Origin of the sequence: Lentilactobacillus sp. TOM.63 (assembly GCF_030361045.1) — a bacterium.
Classification (GTDB): domain Bacteria; phylum Bacillota; class Bacilli; order Lactobacillales; family Lactobacillaceae; genus Lentilactobacillus; species Lentilactobacillus dabitei.
In genome coordinates this window covers 1-19,057 of the sequence record NZ_JAUCAP010000021.1, presented here as the reverse complement: position 1 = coordinate 19,057, position 19,057 = coordinate 1, and the positions used below count along the sequence as shown (strand labels likewise).

Sequence of the window (19,057 nt, the reverse complement as noted above, 5' to 3'; positions counted from 1 at the left end):
CTTCCCATCATCCTTCTTGGATTAGCTATCTTTTGAAGTTGTTACTTGAGCGGCACTGGGATTTGGAACCGATTGGTTTGAGTTATCGCTTTTTAGGTTATCCTTAATATTTGCTTGGGATTCCCCAGGCTTGCTCTGGCTGGTACCTTCAGTGGAAGTTGAATTTCGCTTCTCATTATCAGTTGCTGGCGTCCCAGGTACTGATTTTTCTATTTGATTTGTTTTTGCATACACTTCTTCCTTTTTCTTTGAAGAATCACCAAAATTCTTAGTGCCTTCCTCTCTTGTCAATTGTCTGGCGTGTTTGCCGCGGATTCTTTATCAGCACCCACTGCCTTCTTCCCCTGATCGACCAGCCCCACATCGGTTGTTGACAAACTCCCGACCCGTTTTATCTCAACCATTTTTGATTCAACAGTAGTAGTATTTACGGCGTCAGTCGCAACTTTACTATTCGATGGCTCAGAGACCTTAGAAGGTGTATTTACTTCTGTCTTGACTTCATTACCAACCACTACTGATTGAGGGGCTTTGGCATACTTTAAAAATACTATTTTGCCATATTCCCCAATTTTACCTCGAAGTCTATCACGAACCTTCAGCTCGAAACCAGGAATAGCTACATCTGTGAGTTCGCCAATATTGAAAAATCCACTTACTGTTCCGGCATTGAGATGAAGTTCGTCTTTGAGTTTCCTATCATTAACATCCTCAAATCGCACAGTTACTTTTGCGGGCTCTCCAAAATAGTTAACATTTAATTCGTCAAATTCAGCACACTTAATATCGACTGGTCCTGGTTGAACTGTGTAGCCTCGAATCACGTCTGGCAGGTATCGAGTCCCTTTATTCAGATCCCAGTCAATCACTGGTAGCGATTTGATTTCAACTGAATCAGTACCATCCGCATTTTTTGAATTAAGGATTTGATTCACTTTGAGATGAACAATCCCATTTGTGGGACAACTTGCTTCCGTTGCGGTCACCGCTTTAGCAACCACCTCTTGCTGCGCCAGAGACACCGCCATTCCAAACGTTACACACGATAATAATAACCATTTTTTCAAAATAAAAAACCTCCATTTTCTGTATTCATAATTTAAATACGAAAAATGGGGGCTGTTTTATTTAAAAAAGAAACCAAAACTAGCATTAGCTTGGACTTCTTTTTAAGAGATTAAATTACTTGTTTAAAATATCTTCACGAGCTTGTTCTGACAAGTTGTAGAATGAGTGAATTCCCTTGTAGTCAGCAACATCGCCAAGTTGATCTTCAATTCTCATCAATTGATTGTACTTAGCAATCCGTTCGCCACGGCTCATTGAACCAGTCTTGATTTGGCCTGCATTCAGGGCAACAACCAGGTCAGCAATCGTCGTATCTTCAGTTTCACCTGAACGATGTGAAATGATAGCAGTATAACCTGCTTCTTTAGCCATTTCAACAGCCTCAACAGTTTCTGTCAAAGTACCGATTTGGTTAAGCTTGATTAAGATCGCATTGGCAACGCCCATCTTGATTCCCTTCTTGAGGTAATCAGTGTTCGTAACGAACAAATCATCACCAACAATTTGAACCTTCTTGCCAAGGCGCTTAGTAGCCATTTGCCAATCTTCCCATTCGTTTTCGTCGAGTGGGTCTTCGATTGAAATAACTGGGTATTTGTCAACAATGCCTTCAAGCAAAGTCACAAATTCGTCAGCAGTATATGACTTGCCGTCACCCTTTAAGTCATACTTCTTAGTTTCGGTATTGTAAAATTCTGATGCGGCACAATCAAAGGCAATTGCAATATCCTTACCTGGTTTGTAACCGGCACGTTGAATAGCTTCAACCAAGATTTCAAATGGTTCCTCATTGTTCTTAAGGTCAGGGGCAAAACCACCTTCATCACCAACGGCAGTTGAGTAACCGCGTTCGTTCAACAAGTTCTTCAAGTTGTGGAATGTTTCTGAACTCCAACGAACGGCTTCCTTAATGCTAGGAGCACCAACAGGCATGATCATAAACTCTTGGAAATCAACCTTGTTGTTCGCATGCTTACCACCATTAATAACGTTTAACATTGGTGTTGGCAATAAATGAGCGTTAAAGCCACCTAAGTAGTTATACAAAGGAACTTCCAACTCATCTGCAGCAGCGCGGGCAGCAGCTAATGAAACACCCAAAATAGCGTTAGCACCAAGTTTACCCTTGTTAGGAGTACCGTCTAATTCGATCATAGCCTTATCAATGGCCAATTGATCAGTAACATCGTAGCCAACAATTTCTTTAGCAATGATGTTATTTACGTTATCAACAGCTTTTGTAACGCCTTTACCCATGAAACGGTCCTTGTCTCCATCACGAAGTTCAACGGCTTCATGTTCACCAGTTGAAGCACCTGAAGGAACGATTCCACGGCCCATTGCACCTGCTTCAGTATATAATTCAACTTCAACAGTTGGGTTACCACGAGAGTCTAAAACCTCACGAGCATAAATATCAGAAATAATTGACATATTTTTTTCTCTCCTTAGCGAAAGTTGTGACCTTCTGTACAAGGTTCACTTCAATTCTATTAGTTTAAAGCCCAAGTTTCAACAAAAATTACGACATTCGTGACTATTTTTGTAAAAAGTTTGCAAGTTTCAAAAATGAGTCTGGTTTGAGGCTGGCACCACCGGCAAGGACGCCATCAATATCTCGCTGAGCCAGAATCTCATCGGCGTTTTCATCGTTCACACTACCACCATATAAGACGCGGACTTGATTGGCAATTTCGTCTGAATACAAGTCGGCAATCGTTTGCCGGATTAAGTAACAACCCTCTTCAGCCTCGCTAGTTGAAGCGGTTTTGCCACTGCCAATTGCCCAACTTGGTTCGTAAGCAATAATCATGGTTTGAGCCTGTTCTGCTGTGATCGCCTTCAGTGCATTGGTCACTTGGCTGACAACCCAAGAAATCCGATTGGTCGATTCCCGCCGACTCATCGTTTCATCACAACAAACGATCGGTGTCAATTCATTACGAAACGCAGCGTGCACCTTTTTGTTAATGATGTCATCCGTTTCGTTGAAATACTTGCGCCGTTCCGAATGACCGATAATCACATGGGAAACGCCCATTTCGTGGAGGGCTTTGGGACTGGTTTCACCGGTATAGGCCCCTTCATCTTCATAAAAACAGTTTTCCGCGGCAACGATTAGAGCTGACCCCTTACTCTCTTTGAGCATGCTTTCCAAAAATAATGGCGAAGCAGCAATGCACGTTTCAGTTACTTTGTGATCAGGAAGTTTGCCCTTGATATCCTGTAGAAATTGAACGGCCTCATCCACCGATAAGTTCATTTTCCAGTTACCGGCAATAAACGGAATTCTCATAAACAATCATCCTTTACATTTTCGTCTTAATGCCATTGTAACCAAATCTAATTTCAAAAGCCACATTTTTACTAGACCAATCAAAAAAAGAACCCACAAAAAGCAGGTCCCTACAATCTTACTTGTTATCGATAGCAGCAATACCAGGAAGGGTTTTACCTTCAAGATATTGAAGTGAAGCACCACCACCGGTTGAAATGTGGGTCAATTTCTCAGCAACGCCTAATTGCTTAACAGCAGCAGTTGAGTCACCACCACCAACAATTGTAGTTGCATCTGATAATGTTCCAAGGAATTTACCAACATTCAAAGTGCCTTGGGCATAGTTAGGCATTTCAAAGACACCCATAGGGCCGTTCCAAACAACCGTCTTGGCATCCTTTAAGACATTTTCAAATTCTTCAACAGACTTGGGACCAATATCCAAAGCCATCCAGCCGTCATCAATGTCACCTTCAACGACCTTGTGTTCAGCATCATTGCTATAACTCTTGGCTACAATGTTGTCTGAAGGCAAAACGATCTTGTCGCCACCCTTTTCAAGGATGCTCTTAGCAACATCGATTTTATCTTTTTCAACAAGTGAATCACCAATTTTGATTCCTTTGGCTGCGTAGAATGTATAAGTCATTCCACCACCAATGATGATCTTGTCGGCCTTTTCAAGTAAGTTATCAATCACACCAATCTTGTCAGAAACCTTGGCACCACCTAAGATGGCAACGAATGGCCGCTTAGGATTGTTAACGGCTTCACCCAAGAATTGGATTTCTTTTTCCATTAAGAATCCAGCAGCAACTGGCTTACCTGATTTGTGCATGGCTTCAGCAATTCCAGCGTTTGAAGCATGTGAACGATGAGCAGTTCCAAAAGCATCATTAATGAATTCGTCAGCCAATGAAGCCCAGTACTCACCTAATTTAGGATCGTTGCCAGATTCACGCTTAACGTATTCGCCGTTAACGACGTCTTCATAACGGGTATTTTCAAACAACAAGACACTGCCATTGTCCATCTTGGCAATCGCATCTTCCAATTGTTTGCCTTCAGTAACTGGCACGAAAATAACTGGCTTGTTGAGCAAGTTCGAAAGCCGTTCTGCTACGGGACGTAATGACAGTCCTGGCTTATCGTCTTCTTTTTTAATTCGACCTAAATGTGAGCAAAGAATTGCTTTGCCTTTATGGTCTAAAACATACTTGATTGTTGGTAATGCAGCTTGGATCCGGTTATCGTCGCCAATAACGCCATCTTTGATCGGAACGTTAAAGTCAACCCGCATCAAGACTTTCTTTCCTTCAAGATCCAAATCAGAAACTGTTAATTTTGCCAATTTAGAAACCTCCCACACAAATATATTGTGATTTTAAATGCATACTTAGATAACAAAAGACGGAGAAGAGCCCCTCCTCCGCCGATTGCGATAATTAATTATTAAAGTGAAGCGAACTTCAACAAGGTACGAACCATGTTGCAAGTGAAGCCCCATTCATTATCATACCATGCAACGGTCTTAACAAGTTGGTTATCACCAGCAGTTGTTACTTCAGTTTGAGTTGGGTCAAATACTGAACCATGATCGTCATCAATAATATCTGATGAAACAATTTCATCTGCATTGTAACCAAATGCAGGGTTATCAGTTGTGTGCTTCTTCATTGCTTCGTTAACTTCGTCAGCAGTAACTTTCTTATCAAGTACAGTTACTAATTCAGTCAATGAACCATCGATAACGGCAACCCGTTGTGCATGTCCCATAACTTTACCGTCAAGATCTGGAATAACCAAACCGATGGCTTTAGCAGCACCTGATGAATGAGGAATCGTGTTAGCACTAGCAGTACGGTTGTTACGACGCTTCTTAGTCTTAGGGCCATCAAGAATTTGTTGTGATGCAGTAAATGCATGAACAGTCGTCATAGTTCCGACCTTAACGCCAAATTCCTTGTTCATGAAGTAAAGCATAGGTGCTAAACAGTTAGTGGTACATGAACCAGCAGAAACGATCACATCGTTTGCGTTAAGAACATCCAAGTTAACACCTGGAACAACCGTCTTGATAGGACCAGCTGGTGCTGAGATCAAGACACGCTTTGCGCCAGCCTTGATATGAGCTTGTGATTTTTCTTCTGAGGTGTAAAAACCAGTACATTCAAGAACATAGTCAACGCCATCGTTAGGAACCCACTTAAGGTTAGAAGCATCTTTTTCAGCGTAAACAGGGATTTCCTTGCCATCGACAACGATACCCTTATCAGTAGCTGAAACCTCACCAGGGAAACGACCATGGGTTGTATCATACTTCAATAAGTAAGCTAACATTGAAGGAGTAGTTAAATCATTGATAGCAACAACTTCAATTTCGCTGCTGTGTAATTCATGAATCCGTTTGAATGCCAAACGACCAATTCGGCCAAAACCATTAATACCAATCTTTACAGTCATACTAAGTTTTCCTCCTTTAGGAAATCAAGAAAATATTGTTAGATAGTACAAGGTTAATCGTACCACTAAATGAAAACAGAGTCAGCACCTCTTGTGAAGTAGAATTCAAAGAGATGCATCGAGTAACCAGAATTTATTACCCAGATTTGAGTATAGCAGACCACGTAATAAATGCAATGGATTCAAATTTAGTAAACGTTTTCACGAAGAATTTTTTTATAATTCTTGAAATGTAACTCAATTTCTAGTATATTGTTATAGTAAGTTGCGCTCGTAGTGTAATGGATCGCACGTAAGATTCCGGTTCTTGAAATGAGGGTTCGATTCCCCCCGAGCGCACTAGAGGTTATCATTTAATTTAACTCAAAAGCACCATTTTGAAGGTCGAAACTACCTCCAAAATGGTGCTTTTGTTTTGGGATCATTCATTTTCGGCTTGACGGCGAACCCGATTCAACAGCAACAATGCTATCAAGCAACAACGGTGAATATGCCCCCCCACTCAATTCAAGCCAGTTTAAACCCAAATGGGTCGCGACCCCACCACCGACTGCAGAACCAACCGCAATACCAACATTATTAAAAATTGAAATCAAAGAGGATGCAAGAACCATCGATTGAGGATAACCCTGCTCAGCAACAGCCGCCAGGTAAAACATCTGCATCAGCGAGTTGAGTAAATACATCGTCATTCCAAGGGAAAAGAGGCAGACCAAAAAAAGATCGGGTGGCTGGTCCCGATCTAAAAGTTGTATAGCTATTGTTTTCAATGATAGTCTAATTATCTACATCACGAAAATCATCGCTTTTCCATATAGAGGATTGGAAAATGATTACCCTGTTCGTCTAATTCGGTCCGTTTGTATACTTTAAAGCCCATATGCCTGTAAAATCCCTTGGCAAGTGGGTTTTGTTCGTTTACACCCAGTTTATTGACTGAATACTTTTTAATGCCATACTCTAATAATTGCTTGCCTAATCCTTTGCCCCTGTACTCATCCGATACAAACAGCATTTCAAGCATTTGCGCATTAAGTCCCATAAAACCAATGGGGCGATTACTTTCATTAGTCATCAATATGAGGTGTTGAACATTACTAATTGCTTCTGGAATGTCCGTCTTAATCGTTTGAATTTCGTCATCCGTTAAAAATAAGTGCGTCGCCTTGACGGAACTCTCCCAAACCGCCAATAAGCTTTTGATCAGTTCAGGACTGACTTCAGTTACCTCTTGTATTTTCATGCTATGCTCGCTTTCCTATAAAAGATTCTCAGTCGTCAACATCGTGGAAATCAACGCCCTGTTTTTCATAGTAAGCCAGAATTTCCCGACGCCGGCTTTCAAATTGTGGTGGCAATCCCAAGCCATGTCCTAACGTCAACAATGGTTCATCCAGTGAAAATCCAGGCGAAGTTGTCGCAATTTCAATCCGGTTATCGCCAGGATCTCGAACATAGATACTCTTAAACCAACCGCGATCTGCGTATTCTTCTGTGTTGAGATGAAGCTGCTGGGCACGTTCCCAATAATTGTTCAATTTTGCCAATGTAGGTGCAGCCAAGGCAAAATGGTCGATGCTCCCCCTACCAAACCGCGTCCGATCGTCTGGTCGTTGGGACTTTAGAAGATCAATTGTTTGACCATCTTCCAGCTTCACGGAATCTGATTCTATCGGTAAGCCTAACCACTCGTGGAAAAACGCTGCGGTAGCCTGTGGATCCGGTAGGTGAAGCGCTGTTCCCAGTAATCTGGTGATTTGGTCTTCTGCTGGAACCTCACTGTTTGGAATAATTCGCATGTCAGTTAACCGCTCTGATGTCAAAATTAATTTCAGTTCAACCCCATCTGGGTCAAGTAATTTAAGCCCATTATCAATTTCAGTCGTTTGATATCCTAACCGATCAAGCCGCTGCTGCCAAAACGCCAAGCTGCCAGTTGGAATTGCTAATTTGATACTATTAAAAAAGTGTTTGGCATCCGTTCGTCGACCCAACAGCGGAAGCACAAAGAACGTGACGACTGTCCCCGGCGTGCCAAGGTAATCACCATAGAACAAGTGGCGAATCTTGATGTTCTCCTGGTTAACCGTATTCTTAATGAGTCGCATCCCCAATACTTTCGTGTAAAAATGGACGTTTTGATCGGCATCTTTCGTTAAGAGTGAGATATGGTGCGTTTTCATTTTGAAGCCTCCTCGCTTAATCCTTTGACAAAAGTATAGCACCATTGAATTCGGTTTCATCAGGATAACACCTGACCGCTATCAGGATTACAAAACATTTATCAGATTAAATTGATCAAAACATTTGACCTTTTTTGACCAATACACTAAACTATTATCATGAACTTGGCGCAGGCCATCTTTCATAAAACCTATCAAGGAGGCATTCTCAATGAATTTAGTGCCAACTGTTATTGAGCAATCCGCTAATGGCGAAAGAGCTTATGACATTTATTCACGTCTGTTAAAAGACCGCATCATCATGTTATCAGGCCCAATCGAAGATGACATGGCGAACGCGATTATTGCTCAATTGTTATTCTTGGATGCTCAAGACTCTGAAAAAGATATTTACCTTTACATCAACTCACCAGGTGGTGTGATCACCTCAGGCATGGCAATTTACGATACCATGAACTTCGTGAAAGCCGATGTTCAGACAATCGTAATGGGTATGGCTGCTTCAATGGCTTCTGTTCTTGCATCTTCCGGTGCCAAGGGCAAGCGATTTGCTTTGCCACATGCTCAAGTCCTAATTCACCAACCATCCGGTGGTGCTCAAGGTCAACAAACTGAAATCGAAATTGCTGCTGAAGAAATTCTCAAGGCTCGTAAGATGATTAATAATCTCTTAGCTGAGAATTCCGGTCAACCAATCGAGAAGATCAACAAGGATACTGAACGGGATAACTACTTAACCGCTCAAGAAGCTGTTGATTATGGCTTGTTGGATGGCATCATGACCAACAGTTCTGAAAAACAATAATTCACTAATTGACCGATCGTCAATGAAGAGTGATTTAAGGAAGACCGTCAACAAGTCCAAAGCTTGTGGCGGTCTTTTTTCTATATCCTGTTCAATTGCTAATCACCGTAGAACAGACTAAAATGAATGTGAAAGTTAGTTCAATCATTAACTTGTTTGTTATATTCAATGAAATCGGTATGCGTTCTTTCTGAAACAATTATTGAATCGAGGTCATTAATTTATGAAAACACAAGAAACAATCACACCGGATACCTCGGAAACCATCCCCAGTGAAATGAAAGCTTGGGAAATTATCAAGCCGGGTTCAATCAATTCGGACAGCTCGCCACTTCGCTTCACCACTAAACCAGTGCCAACCCCACAGCGTGGAGAAGTGCTAGTCAAAGTAATTACGTGTGGCGTTTGTCACACCGATTTACACGTGACCGAGGGCGACTTACCAGTTCATAAAGAACACCTGACGCCCGGACATGAGATTGTCGGCCGCGTGGTTAAATTTGGTCCCGAAACCAGCCGTTTTAACCTTGGTGATCGAATTGGCATTCCTTGGTTATGCTGGACCTGCGGTGTTTGTGAATACTGTCGTTCAGGTCGCGAGAACCTCTGCCCAAATTCCTTGTATACCGGCTGGGATCATGACGGCGGTTACGCAGAATATGTCACAGTTCCAGAAGGCTTCGCTTATCGGATTCCCGAAAGGTTCAACTCAGCGACCGCTGCTCCACTCCTTTGTGCCGGCATTATCGGTTACCGGGCATTTGAGCGGGCAAACGTTCCTGCCGGTGGGCGTTTAGGCCTCTATGGTTTTGGTGGTTCCGCTCACCTAACAGCGCAAGTTGCAATGAAACAAGGGATTGAAGTTCATGTTCTAACTCGCGGCAAGGATGCCCGCAAATTTGCCCTTCAATTGGGTGCCGCTTCCGCACGAGGTGCTTATGACTTACCACCAGTGAAGCTGGATTCAGCCATCAACTACACGCCAGTTGGCGACATCGTTCCAAAGGCTCTGGAAGCGCTGAAACCAGGTGGCACGCTGGCAATGGCGGGCATTCACTCAACAGACATCCCCCAGCTCTCCTATCCCGCTCATATTTTCCATGAGAAAAATCTGACAAGTGTTGAAAGCAATACCCGTCGTGACGGCGAAGAATTCTTGACCCTGGCAGATCGGTTAAACATTCATCCAGAGATCACGGAATATCCGCTTGCTAAAGCTGATGAAGCATTAAGGTACTTGTCTCACGGGGATATTAAGGGTGCTTGTGTGTTGAGAGTTAGCCAAGGATAATCAATAATATCAAAAAGGATCTAATCAGGTATGATAACCTTACTGATTAGATCTTTTTTGATTAGCAACCATTTTGAGATACAAGAAGCCCGATAGCGGCTATTAGCTACCAGTCACCATGCCTAATACTTTAAAACATTCTCAGACTAAAAGGCGCATTTTTTAGCTCACGCAATGGTTTCATCCACATCCTGTCCCAATTTACCAGCGTACTCATTAATCTTACGCAGCCGGTGATTGACACCAGACTTGGAGATTGGCCCACCTTCTAATAGCTCACCGAGTTCCTTTAAACTAACCTCTGGATGTTTGAGGCGAGCGCGAGCAATTTGTCCCAATTTAGGCGGCAATTTATTCAAACCAATTGCTTCATCAATGAACTTAATGTTCTCGATCTGCTTACTGGCTGCGTTAGCCACCTTATCCAAATTGGCGTTTTCGCAATTTACCAACCGGTTAACGGAATTGCGCATATCGCGAACAATTCGAATGTCCTCAAATTTCAACATCGAACTTGTAGCCCCAATCAACTGCAAAAAGTCGGCAATCTTTTCGGCTTCCTTCAAATAGGTGATATAGCCACTCCGCCGCTTGGTGGTTCGAGCCTTCAAATGATATTGATTCATCATTTCAGCAATCATTTCGTTATGATTTTCGTACAATGAATAGATTTCCAAGTGATAACGGGAAGTTTCCGGATTATTCACTGAGCCACTGGCTAAAAATGCGCCGCGGAGGTACGAACGTATCTGGGCGTCCTCCGTCAGCATTTTATTCGGCACCCGTTCAACGATCTGAACGCCATCAAAAATACCCAGATCATCTAATAAGAGGTTGGCCTTGTTTTCAACCCGCAATATATACAGATTATTCTTCTTCAATTTCATTTGCCGGCGAACACTTAATTCACCGGTGATTCCGTAAAATTTCGATAGAAGTTTGTACATCCGTCTCGCAATTGCCGGATTTTCTGACGAAACATTCAAGACAAAATGATGATTGGAAATTGTCAGGGAACCATTGATTCGAATCAAGGCCATTAACTCAGCTTTGGCATTATCCCGGTGGACAGTTAAGGAGGTTAATTCTTTCTTGACTTCACTTGCATACGACATTGGCAACCCTCACTTTCGTTGACTATCCTTATGGTCGTCTAGGGACCGGCCAATTAAATTAATTAATTCATCAGCCACTTCCTGACCATTATGAAAGGCTCCGCGATCCTTCAACTCCAAAAAGTCAGCGGAGATCACGCGACAACCCATTGCTCTTAAGCCTTCAAAATCATGCTTAACCGGTTGAGAAACCTCATTCCACTTCTTGTGATCAATGTATTCGGATGGCACCTCTTTGATATTAACCAAAACGGTGTTAATAAAGTTCGTGCCCAAATGGCGGTTCAAGACTCGCACGTGATCCGCTTCAGTAAAGTTCTCAGTTTCCCCTTTTTGAGTCATGATATTACAAATGTAGACGATATCAGCCTTTGTCCGGCGCAACGCTTCCCCTACATTTTCAATCATGAGGTTCGGCAAAATACTGGTGAACAAGCTTCCAGGTCCCAATACGATCTGATCAGCCTCCATAATTGCATCAATCACTTGGTGGACGGCCTCAGGCTTGTGAGAATCATCATTAGCTTCGACCCACACGCGTTTGATGAGCTTACCTGCATTGGTGATCTCGGATTCACCACTCAAATGAGTGCCATCACTAAACTCAGCGTTTAATTCCAAGGGTTCATTGGCTGCCGGATAAATGTGGCCATCCACTTGCATGATCTTGCTGAGAATTTGGACAGAATCGAAAATGCCGCCCTTCATTTCGGACAATGCGGCAATAATTAAGTTTCCAATCGCATGACCGGCGAAGAATTTATCGGTACTGTTAAACCGGTATTGGAACAAATCCAACTCCAATTTTGGTAAATCGGATAAGGCCACCATGACGTTGCGAATGTCTCCAGGCGGCACGACGTTAATGTAGTTTCTCAGAATACCAGATGACCCACCATCATCGGCAACCGTCACGACAGCGGTAATATCAACCTGCCGATTTTTCAAATTTTTGAGGATGACTGGTAAGCCAGTTCCTCCACCAATCACAACAATTTTGGGTTGGTGACTGTGCAATGCATCTATCATCAGTTACCCCCCTTAGTCTTGTGACGATCAATGTCTCGATGCGTAATATTAACTGGATAATCTTTCTTAAGCGCGTTACCCAGCTTTTCTGCGATAGCAACTGAGCGGTGTTGGCCACCAGTACAGCCAATTGCAATTGTTAAGCTGGCCTTGCCCTCCTTGGCATAAGCCGGCAAAGTGAATTTCATCATATCTAATAGCTTGGCGTAAAATTCTTGGGCCCCAGTCGAGCTCATGACATATTCCTCAACGGGTTTATCAAGACCGGTCTTAAAGCGCATGCTGGCTTGATAATACGGGTTGGGTAGAAAACGGACATCCATGACGATGTCAGCATCCAGTGGCAGCCCATATTTGAAGCCAAACGACATCACTTCGACATGGAATGTATGAGTAGCGTCAATTGATTCAAAGTTATGGAAAACTTCTTCACGAAGACGGCGGGGCGCCATATTGGTGGTATCTACCACTAAATCCGCAGCGTTCTTGACGTTAGCAAGTAATTCCCGCTCTTTCTGAATACCATCAATTACTCGCCCATTGCGAGCCAGTGGGTGGGCCCGACGAGTTTCCTTGTAACGAGAAACCAGCTTAGTATCTGACGCATCCAAGAAAATAATATCAACGTTATTGTCATCGTTGCGTTTTAAATCCCGAAACATGTCAATAATTTCATCATAAAAAACCTGAGAACGCAGGTCCATGACTAGCGCAATTTTATTAATGTCTCGTTCCAGTCGAATAAGTTCTTTGAATTTGGGTAAGAGTGTCGGGGGCATGTTATCAACGCAAAAATATCCTAAATCTTCAAAGCTTTGCATTGCCACGGTCTTCCCGGCACCGCTCATCCCTGTGATAATCACAAATTGATTGTTAACGGCCATTGTCTTTTCCTTTCGCGTAACAAACTTATTAGAGTATAACATACCGGGCGTATCATTTTAAGAGAAAAGTCAGTTTATGTAGAAAAGCAGCCTCTCCGATCATCCGGAAAGACTGCTAAATATCAGGTTATTTTGACTTGGTCGTTACTTTAGTCTTGGTTTTTAATATTGTCGCCTTGGTCAACTTCTTATCCCGCTCTAAAACCGGTTTAAGGTATTGACCCGTGTAGCTCTCCTTAACTTCAGCGACCTTTTCAGGTGTTCCGGTGGCAACAATCTGACCACCACCATCACCGCCTTCTGGTCCTAAATCAATTAAGTAATCAGCGCTTTTGACAACATCAAGATTATGCTCAATGATCAAAACCGTGTTCCCCTGGTCGACTAACTTCTGAAGAACTCCCAATAATTTACGGATATCTTCTGAATGCAGACCAGTTGTCGGCTCATCAAGAATATAGAAGTTCTTACCATTGGCTTTTTTATGGAGCTCAGAGGCTAACTTCATGCGTTGAGCTTCTCCACCCGAAAGCGTTGTGGCAGATTGACCCAATGAAACGTATCCCAGGCCAACGTCCTTAATTGTTTGTAATTTCCGGCTGATCTTCGGAATCGCGCTAAAGAAGTCGACCGCTTCATCAACTGTCATATTAAGCACATCTGCGATATTCTTACCTTTATACTGAACTTCCAGGGTTTCGGCGTTATACCGTTTCCCGTGACAAACCTCGCAAGGCACGTAAACGTCAGGAAGAAAGTTCATCTCAATTTTTAAGATTCCATCGCCATGACAGGTTTCACAACGACCGCCCTTCACGTTGAAACTGAAGCGGCCCTTTTTAAACCCGCGTAACTTGGCGTCATTGGTGTTGGCAAATAGGCCCCGGATATCATCAAATACGCCAGTATAAGTGGCTGGGTTACTTCTTGGAGTTCGGCCAATCGGTGTTTGATCAATATCAACGATTTTTTCAATATTCTTGTAGCCTGAAATTGATTTGTACTTCCCGGGTTTTTCAGAATTATGATTAATCTTTTGGGCTAATGCCCGTTTCAAAACATCATTAACCAAGGTCGATTTACCAGAGCCTGAAACGCCAGTCACCACAACCAGCTTTCCGAGCGGAAAATCGACAGTGAGGTTCTTGAGGTTGTTTTCAGCAGCACCGGTGACCCTGATCTTCTTACCATTGCCCTTTCGGCGCTTTAACGGCACCGGAATAAATCGTTTTCCAGCTAAATACTGACCGGTAATCGATTTTGGCGCTTTTTCAATATCCTCAGGGGTTCCAACTGCCATGACTTGACCACCACTTTGGCCGGCACCAGGACCAATATCCACAATGTAATCGGCCGCCCGCATTGTATCTTCATCATGCTCAACAACAATTAGTGTGTTGCCAAGATCACGCATCTTCTTCAATGACGCAATCAAACGGTCATTATCACGTTGATGCAACCCGATTGAGGGCTCATCCAAAATGTAGAGCACGCCAGTTAAGTTGGAACCGATTTGAGTTGCCAAACGAATTCGTTGCGCTTCGCCACCAGAAAGAGTTCGAGCTGAACGAGACAGCGTTAGGTAATCTAAGCCAACGTTTCTGAGGAAAGTGAGCCGGTCCGTAATCTCCTTGATAATTGGTTTAGCAATCATTGTATCCTGAGGGCCAAACGACAAGGCTCTGAAAAAGGTTAATTCAGCTGAAACATCCAACGCAGAAATCTCGGCAATGTTGCGTTTGCCAACCTTCACTGCCAAGGCTTTCCGGTTGAGTCGGTAACCGTGACAAGTCTGACAAGTCAGCTCGGTCATGTATTGATTGAGATTATTCCGGGTAAAATCACTGCTGGTATTGTGATAACGGCGGTTAACGTTATTAATGACGCCTTCAAAAGGACCGTCAACATCTCGAATACCACCAAAATCACTTTGAAGTACAAAATGGAATGTCTTGGTTTTTGAACCGTAAAGCACGAAATCACGATCTTTTTTCGATAATTTCTTAAATGGCGTGTCCATATCGATTCCCTGGGCCTCACATGCTTGAGCCAACATATTGGGATACCATTTAGATCCTGCAGGATTCCAAGGAGCCAAGGCACCCTCGTTTAACGTTTTGTCTTTATCAGGGACAACCAGGTCCTCGTCAACTTCCAATTTCATTCCCAGGCCATCACAATCGGGACAGGCACCGATTGGTGAGTTGAATGAAAATAATCTTGGTTCCAATTCACCAACTGTAAAGCCACAAATTGGACAAGCATAATGTTCAGAAAACAGCATTGGATCCCGCTCGCCCATAAAATCGGCAACCGCATAGCCACCACTTAATCTGAGTGAAGCTTCCAATGAATCTGACAGGCGATTATTAATCCCATCTTTTACAATAATTCGATCAACCACGATATTAATATCATGAGCCTTATTTTTTTCAAGTTCGGGTACTTCATCAACATCATAGGTTTCCCCGTCTACTTGAACTCGAACAAAGCCCTCACGTTTCACTTTTTCAAAGATTTTCTTGTGCTGGCCCTTTTTACCCCGGACAATTGGCGAAAGAATCTGCAATTTTGTCCTTTCGGGTAATTTCATAATCTGATCAATCATTTGGTCAACAGATTGGCTGGAAATTACTGAGCCGTCATTAGGACAGATCGGCACGCCAACCCGAGCCCAAAGCAGACGGAAATAATCATTAATTTCAGTAACCGTTCCAACAGTTGAACGGGGATTTTTTGAAGTTGTTTTTTGATCAATTGAAATTGCCGGGCTTAAACCATCGATAGAATCCACATCCGGTTTGTCCATCTGGCCAAGGAATTGGCGGGCATATGATGACAAACTTTCAACATAGCGACGTTGGCCTTCTGCATAAAGTGTATCAAATGCCAAAGAACTCTTTCCCGATCCAGAAAGCCCCGTCATAACGACCAATTTATCCTTTGGAATTGTCACGTTGATGTTCTTCAGGTTATGGGCCCGAGCCCCACGAATTACAATTTTATCCATTCCCAATACGCATTTACTCCTTTAGCTCATTTCACCCTTTAACTCAATGATTGTATCACGCAAGGTTGCCGCTTGTTCAAAGTCAAGCTGTTTGGCAGCATCTCGCATTTCTTCAGTCAATCGAGCGAGCATATTCTTTTGGTCTTTTTTATCCATTTGCTCGAAATCACTTTCCACGAAGTCATCTTTCTCACCAGAATCATCCGTATTTTTGGTAATTGAAATAAGATTTCGAATCGGCTTTTTGATTGTGGTAGGCGTAATGCCGTGATTTTTATTATAGGCAATTTGGACCGCTCGGCGATGGGCAGTTTCGTCAATGGCAGCCTTCATCGAATCCGTCACAGTGTCCGCATACATAATCACAGCTCCATGCTCGTTTCGAGAAGCTCGGCCGATCGTTTGAATGAGGGATCGTTCATTACGTAAGAAGCCTTCTTTGTCAGCATCCAAAATGGCCACCAACGAAACCTCAGGCACATCGATACCTTCCCGCAACAAGTTAATCCCAACTAACACGTCAAATTTACCCAATCGCAAATCACGGATAATTTGGGTCCGTTCCAGCGTTTTAATATCCGAATGCAAATATTTAACCCGAATGCCAAGATCCTTGAGATAATCGGTTAAATCTTCCGCCATTTTTTTCGTCAAAGTGGTGACAAAGACCCGTTCATGCTTATCAACCCGCTTATTAATTTCGCCGACCAGGTCGTCCATTTGCCCCATAATCGGTCGAACATCGATTGTTGGATCCAGTAAGCCGGTTGGCCGAATAATTTGGGTGACCACATCATCAGTCTGATCCATTTCGTATGGTCCGGGGGTCGCTGACATATAAACCACTTGATGAACATGCTTCTCAAATTCCGCCAGTGTCAATGGCCGGTTATCCAGTGCACTTGGCAACCGAAAGCCATAGTCAACCAGTTGTTTCTTACGAGCTTGGTCACCATTATACATCCCACGAATTTGCGGCATCGTTTGGTGAGACTCATCGACAACTAATAAGAAGTCATCAGGGAAAAAGTCCAGCAAAGTAAATGGTGGCTGGCCAGGCTTTCTGCGATCCATGAACCGAGAATAGTTCTCAATCCCACTGGTGTAGCCCATTTCTCGCATCATTTCGATATCATAAGTGGTCCGTTGCTTCAACCGTTGGGCTTCAAGCAGCTTACCCTCTTTTTCAAATTTAGCAACTTGCTTGTCCATTTCATCTTGAATTTCAGGTAAGGCTAACTTCATCACATCATCGCTGGTCAAGAAATGAGTGGCCGGGAAAATTGCGATGTGCTCTCGATCACCAATGACTTCACCTGTTAAGGTGTCAACTTCGCGAATCCGATCAATCTCATCGCCGAAGAACTCAATTCGAAAAGCATGCTCATCCCATGAAGCTGGGAAGACTTCGACCACGTCTCCGTGAACCCGAAACCGGCCCCGCTGGAAATCAATATCATTCCGATCGTATTGAATGTCAACCAACTGACGCAAAAAATGATCCCGTTCAATTGTTTGCCCAACTCGAAGTGACACAACGTGATTTCGATATTCAGTTGGATCACCTAATCCAAAGATTGATGACACTGATGCAACCACAATGACATCGTTTCGTTCCAACAAAGAACTGGTAGCTGAATGCCGCAACTGGTCGATTTCATCATTAATCGCTGAATCCTTTTCAATGTACGTGTCACTGGATGGCACGTAGGCTTCAGGCTGATAATAATCATAATAACTGACAAAGTATTCAACCGCGTTATTGGGGAAGAATTCCTTGAATTCACCGTATAATTGACCAGCTAATGTCTTGTTATGGGATAACACCAAGGTTGGCTTGTTCACTTGCGAAATGACGTTAGAAATTGTAAATGTTTTACCAGTACCGGTAGCCCCTTTTAAGATTTGAGCTTTTTTTCCTTCATTGATGCCACTCACCAATTTCTTGATGGCATCCGGTTGGTCACCTGTTGGCCGATATTTGGACACCAAATCAAACTTGCGGTCATTTTCTCTTTCAATCAATCTTAAATTCCCCCTGACTTAATCATCAGAATGACAAAACTAAAGGGGCTACAAGCAAAACCATGCTTACTTAGCCCCACTATCAACGCTATTTTACCATACGAACATACTTTCGCCAACGATTAATTACTGGAAACGTGCTCCTTTTTTAAAACCTTTCGTGTTAAATTACGTAGCTTATCTTGAGTGGTAAAGTTCTCCGCCAACATCTCCGGAATAATCTCTTTAATGACATAATGAACACAAGCCATGTCGCGATATTTCAGCATCGTTGAGAGACTTTCTTTGTACATTTCCGGATAAACCTCTTCCGGATTGCCTTTTTGAATTTCTCCAAATGATTCGTATAACAGGTCAACTTTATCAGCAACCGCCAAAATTTTTCCTTCAATACTGGCATCCTTGCCTTCGGATAACCGTCGGCGATAAGCATCTTGGAACTCGGTTGGGATTTCATTCTCAATGAAATTTTCAGTCAGCTTATCATCAACATCGGCCAACATACTTCGAAGAACGGGAGTTGCATACTTAACAGGGGTTTTGATGTCACCAATGAACCGTTCGGTATAATCATGGTTCAGTGCTTTTTCGTACAGTAGGCGCCAATCAATTTTTTTACCGGCATTTTCTTCAACGTCACCCAAAAATTGGGCGATTTCGGTTACTTTGAATGAGTGGGCGGCAACTGAATGTTGCTCAAATTTAAAATATCCCGGCGCTCGATTAATCAATTCCAATTCTGCCAAGCTCTCCAAATATTGATGCATCCCCATCTTCAACAACTCCCTTAATAATTTCTCTGGATATATCAAAGAGGCTGGAAGCAATCCTGACCTATACCCCCAAAGTTAAAGTAAAAACTTTAGCTTTGGAGGTATTTTTTATGACTAAGATTTCAAAAGAAAC

General features: G+C 42.9%; 17 protein-coding genes and 1 tRNA gene. 3 read left to right on the top strand and 15 right to left on the bottom strand.

Going from position 1 to position 19,057, the window contains the following annotated elements; all coding sequences use genetic code 11:
* Positions 1 to 21 precede the first annotated feature (21 nt).
* From QUF07_RS05865 to gap, 6 genes are all read right to left on the bottom strand, one after another.
* On the bottom strand, positions 22 to 291 hold the full coding sequence (locus QUF07_RS05865) for a hypothetical protein (RefSeq protein ID WP_289426981.1): 270 nt from the start codon (positions 289 to 291) through the stop codon (positions 22 to 24).
* On the bottom strand, positions 288 to 1,067 hold the full coding sequence (locus QUF07_RS05860) for a hypothetical protein (protein WP_289426980.1): 780 nt from the start codon (positions 1,065 to 1,067) through the stop codon (positions 288 to 290). The genes QUF07_RS05865 and QUF07_RS05860 overlap by 4 nt, the downstream gene beginning before the upstream one ends.
* A gap of 115 nt (positions 1,068 to 1,182) precedes the next feature.
* Positions 1,183 to 2,502, bottom strand: coding sequence for a phosphopyruvate hydratase (gene eno / locus QUF07_RS05855; RefSeq protein WP_056981097.1), 1,320 nt, complete (start codon positions 2,500 to 2,502; stop codon positions 1,183 to 1,185).
* Between the two features lie 103 nt (positions 2,503 to 2,605).
* A complete protein-coding gene (gene tpiA, locus QUF07_RS05850; RefSeq protein WP_289426979.1) occupies positions 2,606 to 3,364 on the bottom strand; it encodes a triose-phosphate isomerase in 759 nt (252 codons plus the stop codon).
* Positions 3,365 to 3,482: 118 nt separating this feature from the next.
* Positions 3,483 to 4,697: a phosphoglycerate kinase gene (locus QUF07_RS05845; RefSeq protein ID WP_056981099.1), complete on the bottom strand. Its 1,215-nt coding sequence runs from the start codon at positions 4,695 to 4,697 to the stop codon at positions 3,483 to 3,485.
* A 101-nt stretch (positions 4,698 to 4,798) separates the two neighbouring features.
* On the bottom strand, positions 4,799 to 5,809 hold the full coding sequence (gap, locus tag QUF07_RS05840) for a type I glyceraldehyde-3-phosphate dehydrogenase (protein ID WP_054746745.1): 1,011 nt from the start codon (positions 5,807 to 5,809) through the stop codon (positions 4,799 to 4,801).
* A gap of 267 nt (positions 5,810 to 6,076) precedes the next feature.
* Between gap and QUF07_RS05835 the strand changes: the two genes are divergently transcribed.
* Positions 6,077 to 6,148, top strand: a tRNA-Arg gene (locus QUF07_RS05835).
* Between the two features lie 86 nt (positions 6,149 to 6,234).
* On the opposite strand, the gene QUF07_RS05830 is transcribed toward QUF07_RS05835, so the two are convergent.
* The 3 genes from QUF07_RS05830 to QUF07_RS05820 form a co-directional block, all read right to left on the bottom strand.
* Positions 6,235 to 6,495 (bottom strand): hypothetical protein, encoded by a 261-nt coding sequence (locus QUF07_RS05830; RefSeq protein WP_217341947.1) that lies wholly within the window; start codon positions 6,493 to 6,495, stop codon positions 6,235 to 6,237.
* A gap of 113 nt (positions 6,496 to 6,608) precedes the next feature.
* On the bottom strand, positions 6,609 to 7,052 hold the full coding sequence (locus QUF07_RS05825) for a GNAT family N-acetyltransferase (protein WP_217163983.1): 444 nt from the start codon (positions 7,050 to 7,052) through the stop codon (positions 6,609 to 6,611).
* A gap of 28 nt (positions 7,053 to 7,080) precedes the next feature.
* On the bottom strand, positions 7,081 to 7,992 hold the full coding sequence (locus tag QUF07_RS05820; RefSeq protein ID WP_217341949.1) for a VOC family protein: 912 nt from the start codon (positions 7,990 to 7,992) through the stop codon (positions 7,081 to 7,083).
* 211 nt (positions 7,993 to 8,203) lie between these two features.
* On the opposite strand from QUF07_RS05820, the gene clpP reads away from it, so the two are divergent.
* Positions 8,204 to 8,797, top strand: coding sequence for an ATP-dependent Clp endopeptidase proteolytic subunit ClpP (clpP, locus tag QUF07_RS05815; protein WP_008855307.1), 594 nt, complete (start codon positions 8,204 to 8,206; stop codon positions 8,795 to 8,797).
* Between the two features lie 223 nt (positions 8,798 to 9,020).
* Positions 9,021 to 10,088 (top strand): zinc-dependent alcohol dehydrogenase family protein, encoded by a 1,068-nt coding sequence (locus QUF07_RS05810; protein ID WP_289426978.1) that lies wholly within the window; start codon positions 9,021 to 9,023, stop codon positions 10,086 to 10,088.
* Between the two features lie 167 nt (positions 10,089 to 10,255).
* Here the strand turns inward: QUF07_RS05810 and whiA are convergent, their stop codons facing one another.
* The 6 genes from whiA to QUF07_RS05780 form a co-directional block, all read right to left on the bottom strand.
* Positions 10,256 to 11,203 (bottom strand): DNA-binding protein WhiA, encoded by a 948-nt coding sequence (gene whiA / locus QUF07_RS05805; RefSeq protein ID WP_289426977.1) that lies wholly within the window; start codon positions 11,201 to 11,203, stop codon positions 10,256 to 10,258.
* A 9-nt stretch (positions 11,204 to 11,212) separates the two neighbouring features.
* On the bottom strand, positions 11,213 to 12,232 hold the full coding sequence (mgfK, locus tag QUF07_RS05800; RefSeq protein ID WP_217163975.1) for a gluconeogenesis morphogenetic factor MgfK: 1,020 nt from the start codon (positions 12,230 to 12,232) through the stop codon (positions 11,213 to 11,215).
* Positions 12,232 to 13,116 (bottom strand): RNase adapter RapZ, encoded by an 885-nt coding sequence (gene rapZ / locus QUF07_RS05795; RefSeq protein ID WP_217163994.1) that lies wholly within the window; start codon positions 13,114 to 13,116, stop codon positions 12,232 to 12,234. Before rapZ ends, mgfK begins: the two co-directional genes overlap by 1 nt.
* A gap of 127 nt (positions 13,117 to 13,243) precedes the next feature.
* A complete protein-coding gene (uvrA, locus tag QUF07_RS05790) occupies positions 13,244 to 16,126 on the bottom strand; it encodes an excinuclease ABC subunit UvrA (protein ID WP_430681877.1) in 2,883 nt (960 codons plus the stop codon).
* 21 nt (positions 16,127 to 16,147) lie between these two features.
* Positions 16,148 to 18,151 (bottom strand): excinuclease ABC subunit UvrB, encoded by a 2,004-nt coding sequence (uvrB, locus tag QUF07_RS05785; RefSeq protein WP_217163971.1) that lies wholly within the window; start codon positions 18,149 to 18,151, stop codon positions 16,148 to 16,150.
* A gap of 122 nt (positions 18,152 to 18,273) precedes the next feature.
* Positions 18,274 to 18,924 (bottom strand): YfbR-like 5'-deoxynucleotidase, encoded by a 651-nt coding sequence (locus tag QUF07_RS05780; RefSeq protein WP_217163969.1) that lies wholly within the window; start codon positions 18,922 to 18,924, stop codon positions 18,274 to 18,276.
* Positions 18,925 to 19,057: the final 133 nt, after the last annotated feature.

Bases quoted from the DNA above. Each gene is read 5' to 3' on its own strand.
- eno (WP_056981097.1), bottom strand. From the start codon at position 2,502: ATGTCAATTATTTCTGATATTTATGCTCGTGAGGTTTTAGACTCTCGT.
- tpiA (WP_289426979.1), bottom strand. From the start codon at position 3,364: ATGAGAATTCCGTTTATTGCCGGTAACTGGAAAATGAACTTATCGGTG.
- gap (WP_054746745.1), bottom strand. From the start codon at position 5,809: ATGACTGTAAAGATTGGTATTAATGGTTTTGGCCGAATTGGTCGTTTG.
- QUF07_RS05830 (WP_217341947.1), bottom strand. From the start codon at position 6,495: ATGTATTTACTCAACTCGCTGATGCAGATGTTTTACCTGGCGGCTGTT.
- QUF07_RS05825 (WP_217163983.1), bottom strand. From the start codon at position 7,052: ATGAAAATACAAGAGGTAACTGAAGTCAGTCCTGAACTGATCAAAAGC.
- QUF07_RS05820 (WP_217341949.1), bottom strand. From the start codon at position 7,992: ATGAAAACGCACCATATCTCACTCTTAACGAAAGATGCCGATCAAAAC.
- clpP (WP_008855307.1), top strand. From the start codon at position 8,204: ATGAATTTAGTGCCAACTGTTATTGAGCAATCCGCTAATGGCGAAAGA.
- QUF07_RS05810 (WP_289426978.1), top strand. From the start codon at position 9,021: ATGAAAACACAAGAAACAATCACACCGGATACCTCGGAAACCATCCCC.
- whiA (WP_289426977.1), bottom strand. From the start codon at position 11,203: ATGTCGTATGCAAGTGAAGTCAAGAAAGAATTAACCTCCTTAACTGTC.
- mgfK (WP_217163975.1), bottom strand. From the start codon at position 12,232: ATGATAGATGCATTGCACAGTCACCAACCCAAAATTGTTGTGATTGGT.
- rapZ (WP_217163994.1), bottom strand. From the start codon at position 13,116: ATGGCCGTTAACAATCAATTTGTGATTATCACAGGGATGAGCGGTGCC.
- uvrA (WP_430681877.1), bottom strand. From the start codon at position 16,126: ATGGATAAAATTGTAATTCGTGGGGCTCGGGCCCATAACCTGAAGAAC.
- QUF07_RS05780 (WP_217163969.1), bottom strand. From the start codon at position 18,924: ATGGGGATGCATCAATATTTGGAGAGCTTGGCAGAATTGGAATTGATT.